We start from the raw sequence: 13,718 nt of genomic DNA, 5'->3' as shown, positions 1-13,718 counted from the left end.
CGAGGCCCGGTCATTCCGGGCCTCGTTGTTTTCAGGATTGTGTTGCCTGCCAAGCGGCGAAGCGCTGAGCGATCACCGGTGCCAGTCGGTCGAAGTTTTCCCAGGTGTCGGCGACGTGGTACAGCGAAATGACGTGGGCCCCCAGCTGTGCCTCATAGTCTTCGAGATACTGGCCATTCTCGAGGTCGTAGTACACAGCAGTGAACGTGTTGGCTTCATCACTGATCAGAGCGTCTACGAATTTGCCGTCGCTGCATTGAAGCAGGAACAGGCCCGGCGTCGTACTACGTTCCCGCAGCGCCTGCAGGTCTTCTTCTGCGTCCTCGGCGAGTTCCGCGCTTGCCATTCCCTGTAGCAGCAGCCACGCCAGGTACATGCCAATGTGAGTAGCCCCAGCCTCTGCAGGAAGATCCGCGGGGAAATCACCGCCGGAATGCCAGCTGGCGTCGTCGTACTTCATCTGTTCTTTCCTTGAGATCGACAGCGAGCTTGGGAGGTGCGGAAAGGCGGCGGAAGTGCCGAATGCGTCAGCCTCTTCTATACCGCGCAGGCGTCACACCCATCTCGCGCTTGAACACGGCGATGAACGAACTGGGCGTGTCGTAGCCCATCGACAGGGCGACGCTGATCACGGGTTCGCCCGCCAGCAGGAGTGGCAGCGACAGCAGCACGCGCAGGCGCTGCCGCCACTGGCTCAAGGCCATGCCAGTTTCGGCCTGCCAACGGCGGGCGAGACTGCGGCTGGACAGTCCGCTGGTGGCTGCCCACGCTTCGACGCTGCGAAGGTCGTCCGGCGACCGTGCCAGCGCCGCCGCGATCCGCCGCAACCGTCGATCCTGCGGTTGTGGCAGGGCAAGTGGCAAGGGAGTGCTGGCACGGATCTCATCGGCGATGACGCCGGCCAGGCGTGCCTGCGCAGCGTCCAGTGCCTGATGCGGCCAGCGCAGTGCCCGCGTCACCGCCGCCTGCAACAGCACATCGGGTTGGAAAATGCGGGGCAGCGGGGGCAGATCCAGGCCGGTATCGGCGCGGACGTACAGGCTCCAGCCATCGAATGCGTCTGCCCCTACCAGGGCGTGGGGCAGCAAGGGCGGTATCCAGGCAACATGCCCCGCCGGCAGCAGCCAGTGCAGGTCGCCGGCCTCGATCCGCAGCAGGCCGTGGTGGGCACCCAGCAACTGGCCGCGCACGTGCTGGTGGCGCGCGGTGCGCCGCCTTCCGGGCACGCGCAGCTGGCCGGCCAGCACGATGGGGCCGTCGTCGGCGTCCGCCAATGCCGGATCAATCAAGCCGGTCGGTGTCTGATCTGCCATATCCATTGGCAGTTATACGGCAGAAGCGCCGATCCGCGCGCGCCACACTGGGCGCCCATTCCAACACGAGCCGCCCCGATGCAGCCCCAGGACATTCTTCCCGACCATCAGAACGACGTGCAGGTAAACGGCCTCATCGTGCGCAAGGGCAGCGTGGGCGCCTTCCTCGCCAGCGTCCGTGACTGGCAGGACCCCGCCAGCGATGACGCCACCCGCGCCACCGCCGAAGCAGATCTGCGTGGGCTGCTGCCGGGCCTGCATGCGCTGGGCCTGTTCCAGGTGCTGGCCGCGCGCGATCCGGCACTGCAACGCCTGATTGACAGCCTCTCCTGAAGCGGACACGGCCCGGAGATGCCGGGCCGTGTGGTCATTTTGGGGCGGAAACGACTTAATCCCCCCGTCCCCTTTTCTGCGGTCAGCCGCCTGGCGCGAACACCAGGGTGCGGCGGGTGGTGACCGGCGCGCTGACCGGCTCGAAGCGCCAGCGCTTGACTGCGTTCAGGGCTTCGCGGTCGAAGGTGCGGCCGGAGGTTGCGCGCAGCACGCGGGCGTTGACCACCGAGCCGTCGGTACCGACCGTGATCTCCACCAGCACTTCGCCCGACGTTCCCGAACGCAGTGCCTCGGCCGGATAGCGCGGCGCCGGCGTACTGATCGGGCGCAGGGTGGGCGCGGCGGCAGCCGCGGCCTGGCGCGCCGCGCTGGCCTGCTGGGCCGCGGCCTGCTGCTGCTTCTGTTCGGCTTCGCGGCGTGCGGCGGCCTGGCGCTCGGCTTCCTGGCGTTCGTTGTCGCGGCGTGCGGCGTCCTGCTGGGCAGCGATCTGCTTGGCCGCGTCGGCTTCCTTGGCGCGTTGTTCGGCCAGGCGCTGCTGTTCGATCTGCTGCTTGCTGCGCTCCTCGGCGTCCTTCTTTGCCTTCTCCGCTTCGGTCTCGGTGCGCTTGGCCGCGTTTTCCACGCCCTTGGACAGACCGTCCTTCAGGCGCGGCAGGGCGGGCGCGGAGGCATCCACCTTCTCGATCAGTGCCACCAGGCGCTGTGCTTCGGTGTAGTCCTCGCGGCCCAGGTGCTGCTCGGCGGCGATCAGGGTGTAGGGCAGCAGGTCGGTCAGCGCGCTCTTCACCGAGGCGTCGTCCGGGGTCTTGTCGCGCAGGGCGAGGTAGTACTCGATGGCATTGTCGCCGGCCGGCGCGTACATGCGGTTCTCGCGCAGGGCCTGGCTGGCCGACTCACGCAGCTGCTCGGTGCCCATCGACTGCACCTTGGCGGCGACCACCGGTGCGGCCGGTGCAGCGGCGTTGGGGGCGGCGGCCGGAGCCGGTGCTGCGGATTCTTCCTTGCCCGAGCAGGCGGCCAGCGCCAGTGCCAAAGCAACCGGCAGCCACCGGCGCGCGGCGGTGATCGTTGAGACGTGCGACATCCTGCTCCCCTCTAGAAGACGACGTGACGTAAATCATTGATATGCATGGCCGGGACCCGTGGTCCAGGCGCGGCAGGGTGGCGTTTCCCGACGCCACCGCCGGCAACGGCGAGGATGCAATCTAGCATCCCGGCCACCGCCCCGCACAAGGGGTGGTGGCCGGGTGGGGCCGCAGTGATCATGTCGTGGCCGGCGGCGACCTCAGTGGTCGTGTGCCTTGTCGTGCGACTTGCTGTGGCCGTTGGACATCAGCTTGTCGGTCCAGGCGATGCCGATCGCCGACAGGATGAACACGCAGTGGATGATGGTCTGCCACAGCACACCTTCCTGGGTCATGGTCGTGCAGGTATCGACGCCAGCGTTGTAGAAACTGGTCGACGCCGAAGACACTGCCGCTGCCCATTGTTCCGGTTTGCACAGCGGCAGTCCCTTCAACGCGCTGGTGGCGATGAAGGTCTTCAGCAGGTGGATCGAGGAGATGCCGATGATCGCCATCGCCAGCTTCACCTTCAGCACGCTGGCGTTGACGTGGCTCAGCCATTCCGGCTGGTCCGGGTGGCCTTCCAGGCGCAGGCGCGAGACGAAGGTTTCATAGCCGCCGACGATCACCATCACCAGCAGGTTGGAGATCATCACCACGTCGATCAGGCCCAGCACGATCAGCATGATCTGCTGTTCGCCCATCGACACCGAGTGGGACAGCAGGTGCCACAGTTCCTTGCCGAACAGGAACACGTAGACGCACTGGGCAAGGATCAGGCCCAGGTACAGCGGCAGCTGCAGCCAGCGCGAGGCGAAGATCAGCGAGGACAACGGGGACAAGGGACGAGGACTGTGGCTCATGCAGGACAGTGCGTTTCGGGGGAGCCGCGAGGTTACCGGCCCGCCATGACGGTGCCAACCCAACTCACGCACTAGACTTCAGGTTCCTTTCCGCACCCCGAGCCGCCGCCATGATCGACCTGTATTACTGGCCCACCCCGAACGGCCACAAAGTGACCCTGCTGCTGGAGGAAGCCGGCCTGGAGTACCGCATCCATCCGGTCAACATCGGCTCGGGCGACCAGTTCAAGCCGGAATTCCTGGCCATCTCGCCGAACAACAAGATGCCGGCCATCGTCGACCATGCCCCGGCCGATGGCGGTGCTCCCCAGAGTGTGTTCGAGTCCGGCGCGATCCTGCTGTACCTGGCCGAGAAGACCGGCCGCTTCCTGCCCAGCGACGCGCGTGGCCGCGTGACCACCCTGGAATGGCTGTTCTGGCAGATGGCGGGCCTGGGCCCGATGAGTGGCCAGATGGGCCACTTCAACGTGTACGCGCCGGAGAAGATTCCCTATGCCATCGAGCGCGCGACAACGAGGTGCGCCGCCTGCACGGGGTGATGGACAAGCGCCTGGCCCAGCACGCCTTCCTGGCCGGCGATGAGTACACCATCGCCGACATGGCCAGCTACCCGTGGGTCGGCGCCTACGACACGCAGCCGGTGGACTTCGCCGCGTTCCCGAACCTCAAGCGCTGGCATGAAGCGATTGCCGCACGCCCGGCCACCCAGCGCGCCTATGCCCTGCGCCAGCAGGTGAACCCCAACGCCGGCAAGCCGCTCAGCGACGAAGAGCGCAAGCATCTGTTCGGCCAGCGCTGACCCCGGCATCTGAAGGTGGGTGCCGACCGTTGGTCGGCACTCGTCCGCACTGCTATGGGCAGAAGGTCATGCTGCCTTCCCGCACGGGCTTGGTTAGGATGGGGGACGACCGCTCCGCGTCCATCGCGGGGGCGGACCTGCCGTTTGCCGGGACCCTCCATGCGCCACCTGTTCGCTTCGCTCGCCCTCATGCTTGCCACCACAACCGCTGCCCACGCTGAAAAGCTGACCCTGGAAGCCATCACCGGTCCGCTGCCGCTGTCCGGCCCGACCTTGATGAAGCCCAAGGTGGCACCGGACGGATCCCAGGTCAGCTTCCTGCGCGGCAAGGACAGCGACCGAAACCAGCTGGACCTGTGGACCTACGACATCGGTAGCGGCCAGACCCGGCTGCTTGTTGATTCCAAGGTGGTGCTGCCCGGCACCGAGACCCTCAGCGACGACGGAAAAGGCACGCCGCGAGCGCCAGCGCATCGCCGCGATGACCGGCATCGTTGATTACCAGTGGTCGCCGGACGCGCAGCGCCTGCTGTTCCCGCTGGGCGGCGAACTCTACCTGTACGACCTCAAGCAGCAGGGCCAGGCGGCCGTGCGCCAGCTGACCCACGGTGAAGGTTTCGCCACCGACGCCAAGCTGTCGCCCAAGGGCGGTTTCGTCAGCTTCATCCGCGGCCGCAACCTGTGGGTGATCGACCTGGCCAATGGCAAGCAGCTGCAGCTGACCCACGACGGCAGCACCACCATCGGCAACGGCGTGGCCGAGTTCGTCGCCGATGAGGAGATGGATCGCCACACCGGCTACTGGTGGGCGCCGGATGATTCGGCCATTGCCTTTGCCCGCATCGATGAATCGCCGGTGCCGGTACAGAAGCGCTACGAGGTCTATGCCGACCGCACCGACGTGATCGAGCAGCGTTACCCGGCCGCCGGCGACGCCAACGTGCGCGTGCAGCTGGGCGTGATCGCACCGGCCGCCGATGCGCAGCCGCGCTGGGTCGACCTCGGCAGGGAACAGGATATCTACCTGGCCCGCGTCGATTGGCGCGATCCGCAGCACCTGAGTTTCCAGCGCCAGTCGCGTGACCAGAAGCAGCTGGACCTGGTGGAAGTGGCGCTCGACTCCAACCGCCAGCGCGTGCTCGCCCACGAGACCAGCCCGACCTGGGTGCCGCTGCATAACAGCCTGCGCTTCCTGGAAGACGGCAGCGTGCTGTGGTCGTCCGAGCGTACCGGCTTCCAGCACCTGTACCGCATCGACAGCAAGGGCAAGACCACCGCGCTGACCCACGGCAACTGGCCGGTGGACGAACTGCTGGCGGTTGATGAGAAGGCCGGCAAGGCCTACTTCCGCGCCGGCATCGAAACCTCGCGCGAAAGCCAGATCTACGCGGTATCGCTGCAGGGCGGCGACCCAGCGCCTGTCCAAGGCACCGGGCATGCACAGCGCCACGTTCGCCCGCAATGCCAGCGTCTATGTCGACAGCTGGTCCAACAGCACCACGCCGCCGCAGATCGAGCTGTTCCGCGCCAATGGCGAGAAGATCGCTACGCTGGTGGAGAACGACCTGGCCGATCCCAGGCACCCGTATGCGCGCTACCGCGACGCGCAGCGCCCGGTCGAGTTCGGCACGCTGACCGCCGCCGATGGCAAGACCCCACTGAACTACAGCCTGATCAAGCCGGCCGGCTTTGATCCGTCCAAGCGCTACCCGGTGGCGGTGTATGTCTATGGCGGCCCGGCCAGCCAGACCGTCACCGACAGCTGGCCCGGCCGCGGTGATCACCTGTTCAACCAGTACCTGGCCCAGCAGGGCTACGTGGTGTTCTCGCTGGACAACCGCGGCACCCCGCGCAGTGGCCGCGACTTCGGTGGTGCGCTGTACGGGAAGCAGGGCACGGTGGAAGTGACCGACCAGCTGCGGGCGTGGCCTGGCTCAAGCAGCAGCCGTGGGTGGACCCGGCGCGCATTGGCGTGCAGGGCTGGTCCAACGGCGGTTACATGACCCTGATGCTGCTGGCCAAGGCCTCGAACCAGTACGCCTGCGGCGTGGCCGGTGCGCCGGTGACCGACTGGGGCCTGTACGACAGCCACTACACCGAACGCTACATGGATCTGCCGGCACGCAATGAAGCCGGTTATCGCGAAGCGCGCGTGCTGACCCATATCGACGGCCTGCGCTCGCCGCTGCTGCTGATCCACGGCATGGCCGACGACAACGTGCTGTTCACCAACTCGACCAGCCTGATGAGCGCGCTGCAGAAGCGTGCACAGCCGTTCGAGCTGATGACCTACCCGGGTGCCAAGCATGGCCTGTCGGGCGCCGATGCCCTGCATCGCTACCGCGTGGCCGAAGCCTTCCTGGGACGCTGCCTGAAACCCTGATCCGCAACCGGGAAGGAGCCCGCCGATGACCCTGCCACCGCCGATTCCCGCCCATCGCCAGACGTCCACCGGATGGTGGCGCCGCCACTGGCGCTGGGCGATGCCGCTGACGGTGGTGCTGGTGCTGGGTGGCGCCGGCGGCGTGGTGACCTGGAGCCTGTTGCGCTGGAGCGAGGCGGCACGCGAAAGTCCACCGATGCGCGAAGCGTTGCGCCGCGCGGGCTGCAGCATCGAACTGGTGGAAGCCTTCGGCGAGCCGCTGCATATCGAATCGATGCCGCTGGGCAGCATGCAGACCGCCATCAACGGCCAGCGCGACGTTGGCCTGACCGTTGCGCTGGAAGGGCCGCAGGCACGCGGGCGGTTGTTCGTGCAGGGCATCCGTCGTGACGATGTCTGGGACTACCCGGTGATGTACGTGCTGGCCGAAGACAAGCAGACCTTCGACCTGACGGCGCTGGATGATGATGAGGCTGCGCAGGAGTGCGAGCTGCAGGCCTGCCGTGATCGCGGCGAATGCCCGCTGACCGCCGCGTTGTGACCTCCCCGGGCAGGCGACTGCGGGACGTCGACCGGGTAGAGTCGACTGTCAGTCGACTGCTCTTCGGTCAGATAGCGAAACCCCCGCGCTGCGCGCGATAGTCGACTGACAGTCGACTCTACGCCGGCAGGCTTCCGCGGAGCCCCGGCTGCACAACCAGCCGCCATGACTTCCCGCCGATTGTCGCCATCGCCGTGAGCGCGTAGGGTGCGGGCAACCCCGTCCTGGAGTGCACCATGAAGCCGATTGCGTTCGCCGTTGCCCTGGCCCTGACTGCCGCACCGCTGCTGTCTGCGCCACCGGCGTTGGCCGCACCCGCCGCCAAGGCCGCTACCCCGGCCAGCCCGGCCTGGGTTGCCCGCAGCAATGCACTGGCGCAGATCCTGCTTGATGCACAAGGCCCGTTCCAGCCGGAGGAAACCGGCTTCTTCGGCGTTCCCGGCTACGACGACAAGGTCGCAGACCTTGGCCCGGACAACGGCAAGCGCTATCGCGCCGCGATGGCCAAAGCCCGCGATGAACTCAAGGCAAAGCTGGCCACCGAGAAGGATCCCAACGTCCGCCAGGACCTGGAGATCATGATCCACGCCGCCAGCCAGAACATCGAAGGCAGCGAGCTCAACGAGAAATACCTGCTGCCGTGGAGTGATGCGCCGCAGACCGTGTTCAGCGGCCTCAACCTGCTGCTGTCCGACCAGGTGCCGGCCGAGCGCCGGGCCAAGGCGATCGACCGCCTCAAGGCCTATGCCGGCCTGCAGCCGGGCGGCACCGCCTTCACCACGCTGGCCCGCCAGCGCTATGAAGAGCGCCTGAAGGACACCAGCCTGCTGCAGCCGACCAGGATCGAAGTGCAGCAGTCGCTGGACAACGTCGAGACCTACATCACCGGTATCGAGTCGCTGCTGAAGAAGTACCAAATCGCCGGCACCGATGAAGCAATGAAGGCCCTGGCCGGGCAGATGAAGGACTACGCCGCCTGGACCCGCAAGGACGTGCTGCCGAAGGCACGCACCGATGCGCGCCTGCCGGCGCGCCGCTACGCCTACCAGCTCAAGCAGGTCGGCATCGACATCGACCCGAAGCTGCTGATGCAGCGCGCGCAGCTGGAGTTCATGGAAACCCGCTCGGCGATGCAGCAGCTGGCGCCGCTGGTGGTGAAGGACAAGGGCCTGAAGGTGGCCGACCCGAGCGACCCGGTGGCGGTGATCCGCGCGCTGAAGGCCGACAAGATCGCCGACGACCATCTGGAAGGCCACTACCGCAAGGTGATCGACGCGATCGATCCGCTGATCCGCGAGCATGCCATCGTCGACGTGCCCCAGCGCGCCATGCAGATGCGCCTGGGTTCGGCCGCCGAGCGCGGCCAGTCCCGCGCCGCATTTCCTGCCGGCGCCGCTGGTCAACAACACCGGGCAGCAGGGCACCTTCGTGCTGCCGCTGGGCAACCCGGCAGCGGGCCCGGGCGCGCAGTACGACGACTTCAACTTCGGTGCGGCAGCATGGACGCTGAGCGCGCATGAAGGCCGCCCCGGCCACGAGCTCCAGTTCACCGCGATGGTCGAGCGTGGCGTGTCGCTGGCACGCACCATGTTCGCGTTCAATTCGGTGAACGTGGAAGGCTGGGCACTGTATGCCGAGGCCGAGATGGTGCCCTACGAACCGCTGGACGGTCAGATGATCGCCCTGCAGTTCCGCCTGCTGCGCGCCGCGCGCGCGATGCTGGACCCGATGCTCAACCTCGGCCTGACCGACCGCACCAACGGCGAGCGCGTGCTGATGGAGCAGGTCGGCCTGTCCAAGGCAATGGCCACCCAGGAACTGGACCGCTACATGGTGCGCATGCCGGGCCAGGCCGGCAGCTACTTCTACGGCTACACCCGCATCCTGGAACTGCGCATGCAGACCGAGCTGGCACTGGGTGCGAAGTTCGACCGCCTTGCGTTCAACAACTTCCTGCTCGACCAGGGCCTGCTGCCGCCGGACCAGCTGGCTGATGCGGTGAACAAGGTGTTCGTGCCGAAGTACCGGCAGAAATAATCGGTAGCGCCGGGCCATGCCCGGCGAGCGCAGCGGGAGAGACGCCGGGCATGGCCCGGCGCTACCCGCGGTGACGCTGCCGCCTCACCGCTGCGGGGTAATCACCTGTGTCGGCAATCGCGCCGGCGGTGCCGGATTCGGCACCCAGATCGCGACGCCGGCGGCGCGCTTCTGCGTGGTCGGAATACCGATGCCGACGCCGCCACCGACGTGCGAGCCGAACGTGCCGGCGCCCACCGACATGCCCACCGGCGAGCCACTGCTGCCCACCCATCAGCACCACGCCATTGGCGCCGAGCGCGGCGGCCTCACGCTTCAGGCGTGCCACAGCTGCATCGGTCTGGCCCTGTGTGCCGAAGCCGACGGCGGACGCCGATTCCAGCTGGGCGATTTCCTCGGGAACCGGCCGGAGGCGTCGAATAGATCTGCACCAGTGCCGGATCGATGGGTGCGCGGGCGCGGCCCAGCATCACCTTGGAGGTGCTGGCACAGCCGGCGGCGACCAGCAGGATGGCCGAACGCGGCCCAACGGATGTTCATGGCACGACCCCTGTAGGACTGGTTGCGATCATCGGCGGGCCACTCTGAATCGGCGCCAACACCCGGGCCAGGGCACGCACGGCAGCACGCTAGCACGCCGGGGGTGACAGCCCCGCCAACGGCAGTAGGCGACGGCAGCGGGAACGTCTATGGTTGGGGCAGGAACCAACTGCGGGAGAGTGGCATGGGCGTGATCAGTCTGTTGTGGGGCGTACTGGCGCTGTTGTGGATGATCTGGCGCTGATTCCACTGCTCGGCTGGGGCAACTGGTTCCTTATCCCGTTCGCTGCGGTGGGCGCGGTCATCGCCGCGCTGGGCATCCTGTTCACCCACCCGAGCAAGCGTGGCCGGGCCTGGGCCGGCCTGGTCCTGAACGGCATCGTGGTGGTGGTGGGCATCCTCCGCCTCGGCCTGGGTGGTGGCGTCATCTGAGCCCGCGCCCGGGTGCGACAGGGCGTCGCAGGCGCACGGCCGATGGCCGGGCGGGGGCGTACAATGAATGGCTGCGCGAGCCCCCGCGTGCCTGTGAATCCGCGCCCGGCGCGGCTGCCCCATGATCATCCGACCCCGTCCCCACGGCTGGCAACTGCTGTACATCCTGCGCGGTTCGATCGTCAAAGCGATCGCGCCCAAGGTGCTGGCCATCCTGATCCTGTCCATCGCCGTGGCTGCGGTGGTGGAACTGGCGCCGCCGACCGGCATCGAACGCGTGTCGGTCACGCCGTTCACGCTGCTCGGCTTGGTGCTGTCGATCTTCCTCAGCTTCCGCAACAGCGCCTGCTACGAGCGCTGGTGGGAAGGCCGCAAGCTGTGGGGCCAGCTGGTCTACGAATCGCGTTCGCTGGCCCGCCCGCCAGGTGAACCTGCTGCTGGCCGATGACACCGGCCGCCGTCGCCGCATCGCCTACGTCACCACCGCGTTCGCCCACGCCCTGGCCGGGCGCCTGCGTGGGCGCATCGTGGCGCTGATGGCCCTGCCGTGGCTGGACAAGCGCCAGCGCGAACAGCTGGGCCAGCGCGAGAACGTGCCCGACGCGCTGCTGGCGATGATCGCCGCCGAACTGGCCCAGGCGCTGCGCAGCGGTGAGCTCGATCCGATCCTCTACACCCAGCTGGAAGAGCGCCTGCACGCGATGTCGTCGATCCAGGCCGGCTGCGAGCGCATCCTCACCACGCCGCTGCCGTTCGCCTACACCCTGCTGCTGCACCGCTGCGCGTGGATGTTCTGCGTGCTGCTGCCGTTCGGCCTGGCTAGTTCGCTGGGCTGGGGCACGCCGGTGCTGTCGGCGGTGCTGGCTTATGCCTTCTTCGGCCTGGACCAGCTGGGCGAAGAAATGGAAGACCCCTTCGGCCTTGAGCCGAACGATCTGCCGCTGGACGCGCTGGTGCGCACGATCGAGATCGACCAGCTCGATGCGCTCGGCGAACGCCCGTTGCCCGAACCCCTGCTGCCGCAGGGCTACCTGTTGCAATAGCCACTCCTCGGAGCCTGCCATGTCCCACCGCTGTACCGCCCGCGCCGCATGCGCCACGACGAGTTCTCGCGCCGCCTGATGCGCGAGAACACGCTGACCACCGACGACCTGATCTACCCGGTGTTCGTGCACGAACTGGCCGGCCGCACCGCAGTGCCGTCGATGCCGGGCGTGGAGCGGCTGTCGATCGAAGAACTGCTGAAGGTTGCCGAAGAGGCGCTGGAGCTGGGCATTCCGGTGATCGACCTGTTCCCGGTGATCGACCCGTCGCTGAAGTCGCTGGATGCATCGGCCGCCTGGGCCGAGGACGGCCTGGCGCAGCGTGCGATCCGCGCGCTGAAGTCGCGCTTCCCGGAGCTGGGCGTGATGACCGACGTGGCGCTGGACCCGTACACCACCCACGGCCAGGACGGCATCATCGATGACAAGGGCTACGTGCTGAACGACATCACCGTGGAAGCGCTGGTCAAGCAGTCGGTGTCGCACGCCGAAGCCGGGGTCGACATCGTCTCGCCGTCGGACATGATGGACGGCCGCATCGGCGCGATCCGCCGTGCGCTGGATGCCGACAACCACATCAACGTGCGCATCATGGCCTACTCGGCCAAGTACGCCTCGGCGTTCTACGGCCCGTTCCGTGATGCGGTGGGTAGCGCGGCCAGCCTCGGCAAGGCCGACAAGAAGACCTACCAGATGGACCCGGCCAACGGCGACGAGGCCCTGCGCGAGATCGCGCTGGACCTGGAAGAGGGCGCCGACATGGTGATGGTCAAGCCGGGCATGCCGTACCTGGACCTGGTGCGCCGGGTGAAGGAGACATTCGGTGTGCCGACCTTCGCCTATCAGGTGAGTGGCGAGTACGCGATGATGAAGGCCGCCTTCGCCAACGGCTGGCTGGACGAACGCGCCTGCGTGCTGGAGTCGCTGCTGGGCTTCAAGCGGGCCGGCGCCGACGGCGTACTGACCTATTTCGCGCCGCAGGTGGCGCGATGGCTGCGCGAGCGCTGACAATAGCGACACGATAGACGGAGGACTGCGATGGCACCGAACTGGGATGGATGCAATGGCTGATCTGGGGCACCGGAACACTGGTGTTCGGCGCCATCATCGTCGGTGTCTTCATCGCCGCCTGGCGGGCCGGCAAGCGCCCGCCGGAACAGCTCTCCGCTGCCCGCCACGTGGCCCGTGAGCAGGCGCTGCCGGACAGCGTGCAGGCCGAGCTGGCCGCGTTGAACCAGCGCAAGGACAACGGCCAGCTGAGTGAGCTGGAGTACGAGCAGCAGCGCGCCAAGGTGTTGTCTCGCTGACGGGTGGGTGCCAACCTTGGTTGGCACCTTGGCGTGCCGACCAAGGTCGGCACCTACCCCGCGATCATCTACGCATCGCGTGGATCTATCGCACGCACCTGGCACCTCCATCGCCCTGGTAGTCGCCAACCTTGGTTGGCGTCTGCCGTTACCGCGCGCCTGGCACGCACCCGGCCACCGCCGCCACCTTCGGCACCGCCAAGCGGTACACGTCCACGCCACCGGCGCGCGGCGCCTTCGCCGCGCTGCTGGCCACCAGCATCTCGCCCGGCTTGGCGTTGTCGATCACCGGCGCGCCGGTCCAGCCGCCGGTCTGGTTGAACGACAGTCCCAACGGCTGCAGGGCCGCGCCACTCCACGCGCAGCCGCTGCTCCACACCTGTGCGGTCGTGCCGCTGCCGCGGCTGAACACCACCGCGCCGTCGTTGCCCAGCCAGTCGCCGTCGGTCTCGTCGTCGCCGCTGTTCAAGGCGGTCAGTGCGGTTGCCGGGCCACGCACGCCCTGCGCGTCCAGCGTCGCCACGAGCAGGTCCCAGCCGGCACCACGCCCCTGCTGGCGGGCGAACAACAGCCGCTTGCCATCCACGCTCAGGGCTGGTCCGCGCTCTTCGCGGCGGTCACCGTCGCCCGCCAAAGGCTGCGCCTTGCCCAGCTGGCCATCGGCGGAGAGTGCGGCGCGGTACAGCGCCAGCCTGCCCTCGCGGCCGGCCGCGAACAGCAGCCAGTGGCCGTCACGGCTGAAGTAGGGATACGGACCTCACCGGCCACGCCTACCGGCAGGGCCTGCGCCTGCTGCCAGCGGCCGTCGACCACGCGCGCCTCCCACAGGCCCCAGCCAGCCTCACCGCGGCGGGCAAAGACGATGCGCTGACCATCGGGACTGATCGTGGCGCGGCCCTCGTCGGCACGGGTGGAGACCACGCCCATGCCTTCGATGCCGTACTCGTTCAACGCCATCGCCACGGGGGCAGAGAGTAGACTGGCGGCAAGCACCAGCAGGGGCGGGGTGATGCGCATCATCCGGGTCCATGCACGAAAGAGCATCAGTCTAGCCAGCTTGAGG

At 67.6% G+C, this 13,718-nt stretch carries 8 protein-coding genes and 7 pseudogenes; 9 read left to right on the top strand and 6 right to left on the bottom strand.

Going from position 1 to position 13,718, the window contains the following annotated elements:
* Positions 1-31: 31 nt before the first annotated feature.
* Both ROV95_RS02185 and ROV95_RS02180 read right to left on the bottom strand, forming a co-directional pair.
* On the bottom strand, positions 32-460 hold the full coding sequence (locus tag ROV95_RS02185) for a hypothetical protein (RefSeq protein ID WP_312542644.1): 429 nt from the start codon (positions 458-460) through the stop codon (positions 32-34).
* 67 nt (positions 461-527) lie between these two features.
* Complete coding sequence (locus tag ROV95_RS02180; RefSeq protein ID WP_312543797.1) at positions 528-1,313, bottom strand: helix-turn-helix transcriptional regulator; 786 nt, start codon at positions 1,311-1,313, stop codon at positions 528-530.
* Between the two features lie 78 nt (positions 1,314-1,391).
* On the opposite strand from ROV95_RS02180, the gene ROV95_RS02175 reads away from it, so the two are divergent.
* The gene (locus ROV95_RS02175; protein WP_134730910.1) at positions 1,392-1,646 is read left to right on the top strand and encodes a hypothetical protein; all 255 of its coding nucleotides are present in this window, start codon (positions 1,392-1,394) and stop codon (positions 1,644-1,646) included.
* A gap of 82 nt (positions 1,647-1,728) precedes the next feature.
* On the opposite strand, the gene ROV95_RS02170 is transcribed toward ROV95_RS02175, so the two are convergent.
* Together ROV95_RS02170 and ROV95_RS02165 are read right to left on the bottom strand one after the other, a co-directional pair.
* Positions 1,729-2,730 (bottom strand): energy transducer TonB, encoded by a 1,002-nt coding sequence (locus tag ROV95_RS02170; protein ID WP_227853735.1) that lies wholly within the window; start codon positions 2,728-2,730, stop codon positions 1,729-1,731.
* A 201-nt stretch (positions 2,731-2,931) separates the two neighbouring features.
* Positions 2,932-3,573 carry a TIGR00645 family protein gene (locus ROV95_RS02165; protein ID WP_019661669.1) on the bottom strand — a complete coding sequence of 214 codons (642 nt, stop codon included), beginning with the start codon at positions 3,571-3,573 and terminating at the stop codon, positions 2,932-2,934.
* Positions 3,574-3,683: 110 nt separating this feature from the next.
* Here ROV95_RS02165 and ROV95_RS02160 point away from each other — a divergent pair.
* The 4 genes and pseudogenes from ROV95_RS02160 to ROV95_RS02145 all read left to right on the top strand — a co-directional run bounded on the left by ROV95_RS02160 (position 3,684) and on the right by ROV95_RS02145 (position 9,333).
* Positions 3,684-4,372 (top strand): annotated as a pseudogene (locus ROV95_RS02160) (glutathione binding-like protein).
* A 159-nt stretch (positions 4,373-4,531) separates the two neighbouring features.
* Positions 4,532-6,755: pseudogene (locus tag ROV95_RS02155) on the top strand (S9 family peptidase).
* 25 nt (positions 6,756-6,780) lie between these two features.
* Entirely contained in the window at positions 6,781-7,296 is a 516-nt protein-coding gene (locus ROV95_RS02150; RefSeq protein ID WP_019661666.1) for a cytochrome c oxidase assembly factor Coa1 family protein, read from the top strand.
* A gap of 236 nt (positions 7,297-7,532) precedes the next feature.
* A pseudogene (locus tag ROV95_RS02145) lies at positions 7,533-9,333 on the top strand (DUF885 domain-containing protein).
* An 84-nt stretch (positions 9,334-9,417) separates the two neighbouring features.
* On the opposite strand, the pseudogene ROV95_RS02140 reads toward ROV95_RS02145, so the two are convergent.
* A pseudogene (locus ROV95_RS02140) lies at positions 9,418-9,845 on the bottom strand (hypothetical protein).
* Between the two features lie 212 nt (positions 9,846-10,057).
* On the opposite strand from ROV95_RS02140, the pseudogene ROV95_RS02135 reads away from it, so the two are divergent.
* From ROV95_RS02135 to ROV95_RS02120, 4 genes and pseudogenes are all read left to right on the top strand, one after another.
* A pseudogene (locus ROV95_RS02135) lies at positions 10,058-10,305 on the top strand (hypothetical protein).
* Between the two features lie 121 nt (positions 10,306-10,426).
* Positions 10,427-11,348 (top strand): annotated as a pseudogene (locus tag ROV95_RS02130) (bestrophin family ion channel).
* Between the two features lie 30 nt (positions 11,349-11,378).
* The gene (gene hemB, locus ROV95_RS02125) at positions 11,379-12,356 is read left to right on the top strand and encodes a porphobilinogen synthase (protein WP_312543795.1); all 978 of its coding nucleotides are present in this window, start codon (positions 11,379-11,381) and stop codon (positions 12,354-12,356) included.
* 50 nt (positions 12,357-12,406) lie between these two features.
* Positions 12,407-12,655, top strand: coding sequence for an SHOCT domain-containing protein (locus ROV95_RS02120; protein WP_312542628.1), 249 nt, complete (start codon positions 12,407-12,409; stop codon positions 12,653-12,655).
* A 148-nt stretch (positions 12,656-12,803) separates the two neighbouring features.
* Here the strand turns inward: ROV95_RS02120 and ROV95_RS02115 are convergent.
* Positions 12,804-13,675, bottom strand: a pseudogene (locus ROV95_RS02115) (hypothetical protein).
* Positions 13,676-13,718 lie beyond the last annotated feature (43 nt).

The organism is Stenotrophomonas maltophilia group sp. msm1 (genome assembly GCF_032025805.1).
Classification (GTDB): domain Bacteria; phylum Pseudomonadota; class Gammaproteobacteria; order Xanthomonadales; family Xanthomonadaceae; genus Stenotrophomonas; species Stenotrophomonas hibiscicola.
The sequence above is the reverse complement of the archived record's forward strand: the minus strand, read 5'-3'. Positions and strand labels throughout refer to the sequence as shown.